The 12,146-nt window shown below is 50.2% G+C and carries 13 protein-coding genes; 10 read left to right on the top strand and 3 right to left on the bottom strand.

What is annotated here, in order from left to right; genetic code table 11:
* The first annotated feature begins 35 nt into the window (after positions 1-35).
* The 7 genes from PG898_RS20840 (at position 36) to PG898_RS20810 (ending at position 6,705) form a co-directional block, all read left to right on the top strand.
* Positions 36-668: a type B-3 chloramphenicol O-acetyltransferase CatB3 gene (locus PG898_RS20840; RefSeq protein WP_000186237.1), complete on the top strand. Its 633-nt coding sequence runs from the start codon at positions 36-38 to the stop codon at positions 666-668.
* A gap of 57 nt (positions 669-725) precedes the next feature.
* Positions 726-1,517 carry an ANT(3'')-Ia family aminoglycoside nucleotidyltransferase AadA2 gene (locus PG898_RS20835; RefSeq protein ID WP_001206356.1) on the top strand — a complete coding sequence of 264 codons (792 nt, stop codon included), beginning with the start codon at positions 726-728 and terminating at the stop codon, positions 1,515-1,517.
* 163 nt (positions 1,518-1,680) lie between these two features.
* The gene (locus tag PG898_RS20830) at positions 1,681-2,028 is read left to right on the top strand and encodes a quaternary ammonium compound efflux SMR transporter QacE delta 1 (protein WP_000679427.1); all 348 of its coding nucleotides are present in this window, start codon (positions 1,681-1,683) and stop codon (positions 2,026-2,028) included.
* A complete protein-coding gene (gene sul1 / locus PG898_RS20825; protein WP_270830632.1) occupies positions 2,022-2,861 on the top strand; it encodes a sulfonamide-resistant dihydropteroate synthase Sul1 in 840 nt (279 codons plus the stop codon). Before PG898_RS20830 ends, sul1 (PG898_RS20825) begins: the two co-directional genes overlap by 7 nt.
* 404 nt (positions 2,862-3,265) lie before the next feature.
* Entirely contained in the window at positions 3,266-4,807 is a 1,542-nt protein-coding gene (locus PG898_RS20820) for an IS91-like element ISCR1 family transposase (protein ID WP_000050481.1), read from the top strand.
* Positions 4,808-5,129: 322 nt separating this feature from the next.
* Complete coding sequence (locus tag PG898_RS20815) at positions 5,130-6,056, top strand: extended-spectrum class A beta-lactamase PER-3 (protein ID WP_049637349.1); 927 nt, start codon at positions 5,130-5,132, stop codon at positions 6,054-6,056.
* Positions 6,057-6,129: 73 nt separating this feature from the next.
* Positions 6,130-6,705: a glutathione S-transferase family protein gene (locus tag PG898_RS20810; protein WP_001176353.1), complete on the top strand. Its 576-nt coding sequence runs from the start codon at positions 6,130-6,132 to the stop codon at positions 6,703-6,705.
* 38 nt (positions 6,706-6,743) lie between these two features.
* Here PG898_RS20810 and PG898_RS20805 read toward each other — a convergent pair whose 3' ends face one another.
* Positions 6,744-8,585 (bottom strand): ABC transporter ATP-binding protein, encoded by a 1,842-nt coding sequence (locus PG898_RS20805; RefSeq protein ID WP_032495614.1) that lies wholly within the window; start codon positions 8,583-8,585, stop codon positions 6,744-6,746.
* Between the two features lie 370 nt (positions 8,586-8,955).
* Here PG898_RS20805 and PG898_RS20800 point away from each other — a divergent pair, with 370 nt between their 5' ends.
* Complete coding sequence (locus PG898_RS20800; protein ID WP_032495674.1) at positions 8,956-9,657, top strand: hypothetical protein; 702 nt, start codon at positions 8,956-8,958, stop codon at positions 9,655-9,657.
* Here the strand turns inward: PG898_RS20800 and PG898_RS20795 are convergent.
* The gene (locus tag PG898_RS20795; RefSeq protein ID WP_033917513.1) at positions 9,630-9,959 is read right to left on the bottom strand and encodes a hypothetical protein; all 330 of its coding nucleotides are present in this window, start codon (positions 9,957-9,959) and stop codon (positions 9,630-9,632) included. The two genes, PG898_RS20800 and PG898_RS20795, sit on opposite strands and share 28 nt — an antisense overlap.
* Before the next feature lie 498 nt (positions 9,960-10,457).
* On the bottom strand, positions 10,458-10,688 hold the full coding sequence (locus PG898_RS20790; RefSeq protein ID WP_032495677.1) for a hypothetical protein: 231 nt from the start codon (positions 10,686-10,688) through the stop codon (positions 10,458-10,460).
* 2 nt (positions 10,689-10,690) lie between these two features.
* Here PG898_RS20790 and PG898_RS20785 point away from each other — a divergent pair, with 2 nt between their 5' ends.
* Both PG898_RS20785 and sul1 (PG898_RS20780) read left to right on the top strand, forming a co-directional pair.
* Positions 10,691-11,008, top strand: coding sequence for a DMT family transporter (locus PG898_RS20785; protein WP_071211019.1), 318 nt, complete (start codon positions 10,691-10,693; stop codon positions 11,006-11,008).
* Positions 11,002-11,841 (top strand): sulfonamide-resistant dihydropteroate synthase Sul1, encoded by an 840-nt coding sequence (sul1, locus tag PG898_RS20780; protein ID WP_270830631.1) that lies wholly within the window; start codon positions 11,002-11,004, stop codon positions 11,839-11,841. Before PG898_RS20785 ends, sul1 (PG898_RS20780) begins: the two co-directional genes overlap by 7 nt.
* Positions 11,842-12,146 lie beyond the last annotated feature (305 nt).

The raw sequence follows: 12,146 nt of genomic DNA, 5'->3' as shown, positions 1-12,146 counted from the left end.
GTTAGACGGCAAAGTCACAGACCGCGGGATCTCTTATGACCAACTACTTTGATAGCCCCTTCAAAGGCAAGCTGCTTTCTGAGCAAGTGAAGAACCCCAATATCAAAGTTGGGCGGTACAGCTATTACTCTGGCTACTATCATGGGCACTCATTCGATGACTGCGCACGGTATCTGTTTCCGGACCGTGATGACGTTGATAAGTTGATCATCGGTAGTTTCTGCTCTATCGGGAGTGGGGCTTCCTTTATCATGGCTGGCAATCAGGGGCATCGGTACGACTGGGCATCATCTTTCCCGTTCTTTTATATGCAGGAAGAACCTGCATTCTCAAGCGCACTCGATGCCTTCCAAAAAGCAGGTAATACTGTCATTGGCAATGACGTTTGGATCGGCTCTGAGGCAATGGTCATGCCCGGAATCAAGATCGGGCACGGTGCGGTGATAGGCAGCCGCTCGTTGGTGACAAAAGATGTGGAGCCTTACGCTATCGTTGGCGGCAATCCCGCTAAGAAGATTAAGAAACGCTTCACCGATGAGGAAATTTCATTGCTTCTGGAGATGGAGTGGTGGAATTGGTCACTGGAGAAGATCAAAGCGGCAATGCCCATGCTGTGCTCGTCTAATATTGTTGGCCTGCACAAGTATTGGCTCGAGTTTGCCGTCTAACAATTCAATCAAGCCGATGCCGCTTCGCGGCACGGCTTATTTCAGGCGTTAGACATCATGAGGGAAGCGGTGACCATCGAAATTTCGAACCAACTATCAGAGGTGCTAAGCGTCATTGAGCGCCATCTGGAATCAACGTTGCTGGCCGTGCATTTGTACGGCTCCGCAGTGGATGGCGGCCTGAAGCCATACAGCGATATTGATTTGTTGGTTACTGTGGCCGTAAAGCTTGATGAAACGACGCGGCGAGCATTGCTCAATGATCTTATGGAGGCTTCGGCTTTCCCTGGCGAGAGCGAGACGCTCCGCGCTATAGAAGTCACCCTTGTCGTGCATGACGACATCATCCCGTGGCGTTATCCGGCTAAGCGCGAGCTGCAATTTGGAGAATGGCAGCGCAATGACATTCTTGCGGGTATCTTCGAGCCAGCCATGATCGACATTGATCTAGCTATCCTGCTTACAAAAGCAAGAGAACATAGCGTTGCCTTGGTAGGTCCGGCAGCGGAGGAATTCTTTGACCCGGTTCCTGAACAGGATCTATTCGAGGCGCTGAGGGAAACCTTGAAGCTATGGAACTCGCAGCCCGACTGGGCCGGCGATGAGCGAAATGTAGTGCTTACGTTGTCCCGCATTTGGTACAGCGCAATAACCGGCAAAATCGCGCCGAAGGATGTCGCTGCCGACTGGGCAATAAAACGCCTACCTGCCCAGTATCAGCCCGTCTTACTTGAAGCTAAGCAAGCTTATCTGGGACAAAAAGAAGATCACTTGGCCTCACGCGCAGATCACTTGGAAGAATTTATTCGCTTTGTGAAAGGCGAGATCATCAAGTCAGTTGGTAAATGATGTCTAACAATTCGTTCAAGCCGACCGCGCTACGCGCGGCGGCTTAACTCCGGCGTTAGATGCACTAAGCACATAATTGCTCACAGCCAAACTATCAGGTCAAGTCTGCTTTTATTATTTTTAAGCGTGCATAATAAGCCCTACACAAATTGGGAGATATATCATGAAAGGCTGGCTTTTTCTTGTTATCGCAATAGTTGGCGAAGTAATCGCAACATCCGCATTAAAATCTAGCGAGGGCTTTACTAAGCTTGCCCCTTCCGCCGTTGTCATAATCGGTTATGGCATCGCATTTTATTTTCTTTCTCTGGTTCTGAAATCCATCCCTGTCGGTGTTGCTTATGCAGTCTGGTCGGGACTCGGCGTCGTCATAATTACAGCCATTGCCTGGTTGCTTCATGGGCAAAAGCTTGATGCGTGGGGCTTTGTAGGTATGGGGCTCATAATTGCTGCCTTTTTGCTCGCCCGATCCCCATCGTGGAAGTCGCTGCGGAGGCCGACGCCATGGTGACGGTGTTCGGCATTCTGAATCTCACCGAGGACTCCTTCTTCGATGAGAGCCGGCGGCTAGACCCCGCCGGCGCTGTCACCGCGGCGATCGAAATGCTGCGAGTCGGATCAGACGTCGTGGATGTCGGACCGGCCGCCAGCCATCCGGACGCGAGGCCTGTATCGCCGGCCGATGAGATCAGACGTATTGCGCCGCTCTTAGACGCCCTGTCCGATCAGATGCACCGTGTTTCAATCGACAGCGTCCAACCGGAAACCCAGCGCTATGCGCTCAAGCGCGGCGGGGGCTACCTGAACGATATCCAAGGATTTCCTGACCCTGCGCTCTATCCCGATATTGCTGAGGCGGACTGCAGGCTGGTGGTTATGCACTCAGCGCAGCGGGATGGCATCGCCACCCGCACCGGTCACCTTCGACCCGAAGACGCGCTCGACGAGATTGTGCGGTTCTTCGAGGCGCGGGTTTCCGCCTTGCGACGGAGCGGGGTCGCTGCCGACCGGCTCATCCTCGATCCGGGGATGGGATTTTTCTTGAGCCCCGCACCGGAAACATCGCTGCACGTGCTGTCGAACCTTCAAAAGCTGAAGTCGGCGTTGGGGCTTCCGCTATTGGTCTCGGTGTCGCGGAAATCCTTCTTGGGCGCCACCGTTGGCCTTCCTGTAAAGGATCTGGGTCCAGCGAGCCTTGCGGCGGAACTTCACGCGATCGGCAATGGCGCTGACTACGTCCGCACCCACGCGCCTGGAGATCTGCGAAGCGCAATCACCTTCTCGGAAACCCTCGCGAAATTTCGCAGTCGCGACGCCAGAGACCGAGGGTTAGATCATGCCTAGCATTCACCTTCCGGCCGCCCGCTAAATATCTCCTTTTGGGTTGTTAATAAAACATCCAATAAGTTGACTGTGCGTGAAAAAGAAAGTTTTGTGTGATGGCGTTGAAGATCGCACCGTTAAGCTCTTATGTGGGATGGTGCAGAGCTCGACGACTACCGATAAAACGCAACCGCCGCAAACAGACAAGAAAAAGCCCCAACTGATAACAGTTGGGGCTTCAGTATTGTGATTGGTGGAGCAATAGCACCCTGAACCCAAAACCTTCTCGCTCAACCGGTAGTGGCTGATAACAACTCGTGAGGGCTATTGCGGGTTAAGCATTTAGCGATGTCTAGGGCCAGACTGGACGTCTGAACGCAAGCCGCTGATACTGTACATAACCACAGTATCAGCGGAGGATACCCATGTCGCTGGCAAGGAACGCCACGGCGAGTCAATCGCCCACTCAAACAAACGGTTACGAACGCCACCAACCCGACCAGACGCTGCTCTACCAGCTGGTTGAGCAGCACTACCCAGCCTTCAAAGCCTCACTCGAAGCCCAAGGTCAACACCTGCCTCGCTACATCCAACAAGAATTCAACGACCTCCTCCAATGTGGCCGTCTGGAGTATGGTTTCATGCGGGTTCGCTGCGAGGATTGTCATCACGAGCGTCTGGTCGCCTTCAGCTGTAAACGACGCGGCTTTTGCCCTAGCTGCGGTGCCCGCCGGATGGCCGAGAGTGCGGCGCTGCTGATAGACGAAGTCTTCCCCAAGGAGCCCATTCGCCAGTGGGTGCTCAGCTTTCCTTTCCAGCTACGCTTTTTGCTGGCTCGCCATCCCCAGCTGATGGGCCAGGTCTTGAGTATCGTCTATCGTACACTCTCAACTCATCTGATCAAAAAAGCCGGTTACACCAAAGCCTCTGCACAAACTGGCTCAGTGACTCTTATCCAACGCTTTGGCTCCGCGCTAAATCTCAATGTCCACTACCACATGCTGTTTCTCGATGGTGTCTATGCCGAAGATGACTATGGCAAGCAACGCTTCCATCGTGTCAAGGCACCCACTTACGATGAGCTGAATACGCTCGCTCACACCCTCAGCCATCGCATCGCTCGCTGCATGGAAAAGCGTGGGATTTTGGAGCGTGATGCCGAGAATACGTGGTTGACACTGGAAGAGGGCGAAGACGATACGCTGACTCAATTACATGGTGCTTCGGTTACGTATCGCATTGCCGTCGGCCCCCAGCAAGGGCGCAAAGTCTTCACCCTGCAAACCTTGCCAGGGCGTGAGGATAAAGCCGACTCAAGCAGTCGAGTAGCCAACCATGCTGGTTTCTCGCTACACGCCGGTGTGATGGCCGAAGCGCATCAGCGGGATAAGCTTGAGCGCTTGTGTCGCTACATTAGTCGGCCAGCGGTTTCAGAAAAACGTCTGGCATTAACCGCCAATGGGCAGGTGCGTTACGAGCTCAAAACTCCGTACCGCAATGGCACCACCCATGTGATCTTCGAGCCGCTGGACTTCATCGCCAAACTCGCTGCGTTGGTACCTAAGCCGCGAGTCAACCTCACACGCTTCCACGGCGTCTTTGCACCGAACAGCAAACACCGAGTTCAAGTAACACCCGCCAAGCGGGGCAAGAAGCCCGACAAATCGGAAGGTCTCGATACTAACTGGCGTGACAAGAGTCCTGCAGAGCGCCACCGCGCCATGACCTGGATGCAACGCCTCAAGCGAGTCTTCAATATTGATATTGAAGTCTGCGAACACTGCGGCGGTCACGTCAAAGTGATTGCCAGCATCGAAGATCCGAAGGTCATTGAGCAGATTCTCAAGCATCTGAAACAGAAAACAGCCAAGGCGAATGCCGCCAAGCAGCGTGAGCTGCCACCAGAACGAGCGCCGCCACTGACTCCCAGCCTGTTCGATCCATCACAGAGTCGTCTCTTTGACTGACGACCCCAAATCCAACACTGCTCAACACTGCCAACTTTTAAACGGGGCGGTGGGGCAGTTTGTATCTCTCGAGCTATCAGGCTAGAGATTTTACCGCCAAATCGAACCTTATTAGAGCGGTTTAGGCTGGACCGGCAGTTAAAATTGGGGCTTGAGCGGTAAACGAGTGAGGGAATTTCAGGTAAGATACTTCGGATGAGGAGCAAAAAGGTGGTTTATACTTCCTATACCCAAAAAGGTGGTTTATACTTCCTATACCCTAAAAAGGCAGCTTTGGCTGCCTTTTGTATAATTCATATCGACTTATCAAAAGGACAATCCGATGAATGTCATTATAAAAGCTGTAGTTACTGCCTCGACGCTACTGATGGTATCTTTTAGTTCATTCGAAACCTCAGCGCAATCCCCACTGTTAAAAGAGCAAATTGAATCCATAGTCATTGGAAAAAAAGCCACTGTAGGCGTTGCAGTGTGGGGGCCTGACGATCTGGAACCTTTACTGATTAATCCTTTTGAAAAATTCCCAATGCAAAGTGTATTTAAATTGCATTTAGCTATGTTGGTACTGCATCAGGTTGATCAGGGAAAGTTGGATTTAAATCAGACCGTTATCGTAAACAGGGCTAAGGTTTTACAGAATACCTGGGCTCCGATAATGAAAGCGTATCAGGGAGACGAGTTTAGTGTTCCAGTGCAGCAACTGCTGCAATACTCGGTCTCGCTCAGCGATAACGTGGCCTGTGATTTGTTATTTGAACTGGTTGGTGGACCAGCTGCTTTGCATGACTATATCCAGTCTATGGGTATAAAGGAGACCGCTGTGGTCGCAAATGAAGCGCAGATGCACGCCGATGATCAGGTGCAGTATCAAAACTGGACCTCGATGAAAGGTGCTGCAGAGATCCTGAAAAAGTTTGAGCAAAAAACACAGCTGTCTGAAACCTCGCAGGCTTTGTTATGGAAGTGGATGGTCGAAACCACCACAGGACCAGAGCGGTTAAAAGGTTTGTTACCAGCTGGTACTGTGGTCGCACATAAAACTGGTACTTCGGGTATCAAAGCCGGAAAAACTGCGGCCACTAATGATTTAGGTATCATTCTGTTGCCTGATGGACGGCCCTTGCTGGTTGCTGTTTTTGTGAAAGACTCAGCCGAGTCAAGCCGAACCAATGAAGCTATCATTGCGCAGGTTGCTCAGACTGCGTATCAATTTGAATTGAAAAAGCTTTCTGCCCTAAGCCCAAATTAACAGACTATCAGCACTATCTAAGCCGCTGACTCTGGTTGTACACTAAAGCTATGGTTTGAAATTGGAGTAGGTTATGCAGTTATTAGGTTCAGTGGCTTCCCCTTTTGTTCGTCGTTTACGTTTAGTACTGGCAGGGCAACCTTATCAGTTTGTAGCGCTTAATATTTTTGAGTCTGAAGGCCGTTCAGTGTTGGTACAACATAATCCGGCACGCAAAGTGCCTGTGTTAGTGGATGGAGAGCAGGTTATTTTTGATTCAGGCGTAATTTATCGTTATTTGGCTTCGAAACTGAAATTCAAACCATTGAGCTGGGATCAGGAAAACGGTCTGACGACCATCAATGCCTGCACAGACTCCTTGGTTGAATTACTGCTTTGTAAGCGCTCAGGTTTTGACGTGACTGAAGATAAATTGTTTTTTAATCTTCAGCATGAGCGAATTCAGGCGACGCTAGAGGCACTTGAGCAACAAATCAGGGCAGGGCATTTCGGTGACTGGGACTATCCTGGTATCAGTCTGTTCACTTTAATCGACTGGATATTGTTCCGCGATTTAGTCGACTTAAAACCCTTCCCTGTATTATTACAGTTCAGAAATGCGCATTTAAACCGGCCGATGGTCGCTGAAACCGACCCGCGTTTAAGCTAAAAACAACAGGTCAGAGCCAAGACTCTGACCTTTATTATTTATTCCACACCAATAAAGCCGCCGGTTTGATGCGCCCATAATTGAGCGTAAATACCGCCTTTGGCGATCAGTTCCTGATGACTGCCTTGTTCCACAATACGACCTTGATCCAGAACGATCAGCCTGTCCATAGCTGCTATGGTAGATAAACGGTGTGCAATGGCTATAACCGTTTTGCCTATCATCAACTGAGTCAGACTATGCTGAATAGCTGATTCTACTTCGGAGTCCAGCGCTGAGGTGGCTTCATCCAAAATCAGAATAGGGGCGTTTTTCAGTAAAACCCGAGCTATTGCAATACGTTGACGTTGACCACCAGAAAGCTTGACTCCACGTTCGCCCACCTGAGCGTCGTAGCCACTGTTGCCTTTAGGATCGGTAAGCTCCTGAATAAAAGCATCGGCTTCGGCTAAACGGGCTGCTTCAATCATTTCCGCTTCGGTAGCGCCAGGACGACCATATAAAATATTTTCCCTTACAGTACGGTGTAGCAGGGAGGTATCCTGGGTCACCATAGCTATATGAGCGCGAAGACTTTCCTGTGATACAGTTTTGATGTCCTGACCGTCTATCAAAATCTGGCCTGAATTGACATCATAAAAGCGCAGCAGTAAGTTCACCAGCGTGGATTTACCAGCACCAGAACGGCCGACTAAACCTACTTTTTCACCGGGTTTAATCGACAAGTCCAGACCATCAATCACAGGACCATGTTCACCTGCTGCTTTGCCGTAGTTAAAGTTCAGTTGCTTAAACTCAATCTGACCTTGTGGCACTTCAAGCGGCTTCGCATCAGCTTTGTCGATGATTTGCTGAGGCTGAGACAAAGTCGCAATACCATCTGCCACAGTACCTATGTTTTCAAACAGTGCACTGACTTCCCACATGATCCACTGCGACATACCATTTAAACGCAGCGCCAGACTGACTGCGATGGCAATAGAGCCCACAGTGACGGCATTGACAGACCAAAGCCATATCGCCAGCGTGGCAATAGAGAACACCAACAGATAGTTCAGACCCTGCACACAAATATTGAGCCAGGTAGCCAGTCGCATTTGTCTGTACACAGGCACCAGAAACAGCTGCATGCTATCGCGGGCGTATTCTGACTCACGAGCCGTGTGTGAAAACAGTTTAATAGTGCTGATATTGGTGTAGCTGTCGACAATACGGCCTGTCATTTCTGAACGGGCATCGGCTTGTTCTGTTGCAACTTGTTTCAGTCTCGGCACAAAATAAAACTGCAAGCCGGTGTATATGACTAACCAGGCAATCATCGGCAGTACCAAGCGCCAATCTGCATCGGCGATCAGATACAACATAGAGCCAAAATACACCACCACATACACCATCACATCCAGCAGCTTGGTGGCCGTTTCGCGCACTGCCAAAGCCGTTTGCATCACTTTAGTGGCGATGCGACCAGCGAATTCATTCTGGTAGAAACCCAAACTTTGTTTCAGTAAATAACGATGCGCCAGCCAGCGGATCGACATAGGGTAGTTACCCAATATAGTTTGGTGGATCAGGGCTGAGTGAAAAAATACCAAACCAGGCAACACCAGCAACATCACTATGGCCATAGTGATCAAGGTATCCTGCTCTTCCTGCCAGAAAGTAGCCGGATTCTTGGTTACCAACCAATCGACTAATTGCCCCATATAGCCAAATAAGGACACTTCTAATGCGGCCAGTAAGGCTGTCGCAATAGACATCAGGATCAGAGGCAACACCATGCCTTGACTGTAATGCAAACAAAATGCAAACAGGCCTTGAGGTGGCTGAGTTGGCTCTTTATCAGGGAAAGGGTTGGTTAAGCGTTCAAAAAAGCCCAGCATAAAATTCCTCTGCAGCAACGAAAAAGGCAGTTATTGTACGTCAAAGTTTAAAAAACAGATGTAACTATTTGATGAAAGCCCGGTTTAGAACGGCCATCTTATTTTATAACCGATAGCTTGTGACTCGCTTTTTTGCTGAACAGAACAGCAGATTGTTGAAAATAAATACAAAAAATCTGAAAAATCCAAAAGATGCTATATCACATGAACTCAGCAGCTTAGATTTATTGAAGGACCGTTAATAGGTAATAACTGGAAAATCTATAACTTAGCTTCTGTTTTGTCAGCTTGCAAAGGACTTTTTGCTTTCTACACTGAAAATACAGAGTACCCGAATCAGGGTGTTGTCTCGTCTTACAGGAGTGTTGAAATGGATGCCAAAGAATTATTGGTCTACATGAAGCAGGCAGAACTGCAAGCTGAGTTAGTCGTTGAGGCTGGTCAGCAACTGGACAGAGCCATCAAACAATTACATGACTGGTCTGAAGACTGGGATTGTCAGCGCCGGGCTTGTGAAGATATGTACGATGCCGTGCATTTAATTCTGATCCATAGCTATCAATTATCCCGGATTTTCTGGCCCGCCAAGTGTTGCGGAGAACTGGGGCTGGATTTGTGTCATAGAGCCATGGCGCTGCGAAGTGAAATCAACCTGCCTGATCTAAACCATCCACTGCGGAATGAGGCGTTATGGCGTCATGCAGATGAGCTGGATCATTCAGTGCGGGATAATACTGCTCTGCGTCGTTATCAAGCGCATCATTTAACCGGTTTTAATCAGGTGATCACCTGGATGGATAATGAAGCCATGTTTTGCTGGCTTGAACCTGCCAGTAAAACCTTTGTGTTTCATGCCGAGGAGTTTGCTTTAGCCCAATTACTGGATGCTGTGCATCAGGTTCAGCAAGATATTCAGAATTTTCTTAACAAGCAGCATCAGTCAAATCTAAAGGTGGCCAAAGCTGGCGTGCATCACTATGAGAAGCAGTGGGGGGCATTTAAAATAAGACAAGACAGATCTTGTCCACAGCTTTGTTGTTATGACTACTTATCTAATTTAATAAATCCGTAGGCAGAAATCTCGCTGAGCTTATGTTCTCTGATCTTTTTTGCGACTTCTGCTTGGTAGTCTTCAATGTACAGGTGCAAAAAATCTTTAAACTCTTCATCCAAAGCACGTCTATCCACAGAGTTACCGAACCGTTGCGCTTCGTATGCAAGCAGGCATAATCTATGCGCCCGGATCTCCATATCAGCGGCCACCTGCTTTTCGATAATGTTTAATGCATCTGACATTCCAATCAACTTCTTGTAGAAAAACAGACTTAACAGTAAAAAGCCAAACGTAATTGCAGACATAACAAAAGTCAGCATTCCTGAAGTTCCTTTCTGTGCTTGACGGCTCCTGATATGGACCATAAAAATATCGCTAAAATTGCTGCGATATTTATAGCTGGTATTCCATATTTGTATATACCACCCAATAGATCAGTGCCAAATATGACTCTGTCTGTGAATCTCGCTACCTGCAGAACAGAGTGCATCAAGATGCTTAAACAAATGAATTGAGTGATTTGTTCAACCGCCCATACGAATTTTCTATGAATAACCCAGATGATACCAAGCGTCAATGTTTGACATATCACCCAACTTGGGTACCAAAGTAAGCGAGCGAGCTCAGGAGATGTTTCAGATATCCCCATCAGCAAAGGAGCAATCCTGTCTTGAGCTAATCCCGATAAAGTGAGTATCAATATGGTTATTCGTGCAGATTTACTGGCCGACCAGACTAAGGACAGCAGTAGAGAACCTATGCACAACACCCATAAGTACTCAGCAAGAGTCGTAATAAATGTCCCCACAAACTACCTCTTATTTTGGTGGTTCATTACCCCAGCCACCACCTAATGTAGTCAGTGTTGGATTTATTGCTTTAGATTCTTGCTGCTCTGCAGCCAGCTTCGCCTTTGCTTCAGCAGATAAGGTGACAGTGTCTGCAGTAGAGGGTGCTGTTGTAGTGGTGGTTTTAGCCTGAGCAGCAGGAGCAACAGTTTGTATTGTTGATGTAGCCGCTGTGCCCGGAGTATTTAAGTTGATTTGCATAACTGTTCCTTACCATTGTCACTAAATCAGAAAACAAATGTACCGAGGGCTTTACTAAGCTTGCCCCTTCCGCCGTTGTCATAATCGGTTATGGCATCGCATTTTATTTTCTTTCTCTGGTTCTGAAATCCATCCCTGTCGGTGTTGCTTATGCAGTCTGGTCGGGACTCGGCGTCGTCATAATTACAGCCATTGCCTGGTTGCTTCATGGGCAAAAGCTTGATGCGTGGGGCTTTGTAGGTATGGGGCTCATAATTGCTGCCTTTTTGCTCGCCCGATCCCCATCGTGGAAGTCGCTGCGGAGGCCGACGCCATGGTGACGGTGTTCGGCATTCTGAATCTCACCGAGGACTCCTTCTTCGATGAGAGCCGGCGGCTAGACCCCGCCGGCGCTGTCACCGCGGCGATCGAAATGCTGCGAGTCGGATCAGACGTCGTGGATGTCGGACCGGCCGCCAGCCATCCGGACGCGAGGCCTGTATCGCCGGCCGATGAGATCAGACGTATTGCGCCGCTCTTAGACGCCCTGTCCGATCAGATGCACCGTGTTTCAATCGACAGCTTCCAACCGGAAACCCAGCGCTATGCGCTCAAGCGCGGCGTGGGCAACCTGAACGAAAACCAAGGATTTCCTGACCCTGCGCTCTATCCCGATATTGCTGAGGCGGACTGCAGGCTGGTGGTTATGCACTCAGCGCAGCGGGATGGCATCGCCACCCGCACCGGTCACCTTCGACCCGAAGACGCGCTCGACGAGATTGTGCGGTTCTTCGAGGCGCGGGTTTCCGCCTTGCGACGGAGCGGGGTCGCTGCCGACCGGCTCATCCTCGATCCGGGGATGGGATTTTTCTTGAGCCCCGCACCGGAAACATCGCTGCACGTGCTGTCGAACCTTCAAAAGCTGAAGTCGGCGTTGGGGCTTCCGCTATTGGTCTCGGTGTCGCGGAAATCCTTCTTGGGCGCCACCGTTGGCCTTCCTGTAAAGGATCTGGGTCCAGCGAGCCTTGCGGCGGAACTTCACGCGATCGGCAATGGCGCTGACTACGTCCGCACCCACGCGCCTGGAGATCTGCGAAGCGCAATCACCTTCTCGGAAACCCTCGCGAAATTTCGCAGTCGCGACGCCAGAGACCGAGGGTTAGATCATGCCTAGCATTCACCTTCCGGCCGCCCGCTAGCGGACCCTGGTCAGGTTCCGCGAAGGTGGGCGCAGACATGCTGGGCTCGTCAGGATCAAACTGCACTATGAGGCGGCGGTTCATACCGCGCCAGGGGAGCGAATGGACAGCGAGGAGCCTCCGAACGTTCGGGTCGCCTGCTCGGGTGATATCGACGAGGTTGTGCGGCTGATGCACGACGCTGCGGCGTGGATGTCCGCCAAGGGAACGCCCGCCTGGGACGTCGCGCGGATCGACCGGACATTCGCGGAGACCTTCGTCCTGAGATCCGAGCTCCTAG

Source organism: Aeromonas sp. QDB31 (assembly GCF_027707605.1).
GTDB classification, from domain to species: domain Bacteria; phylum Pseudomonadota; class Gammaproteobacteria; order Enterobacterales; family Aeromonadaceae; genus Aeromonas; species Aeromonas media.
The sequence above is the reverse complement of the archived record's forward strand: the minus strand, read 5'-3'. Positions and strand labels throughout refer to the sequence as shown.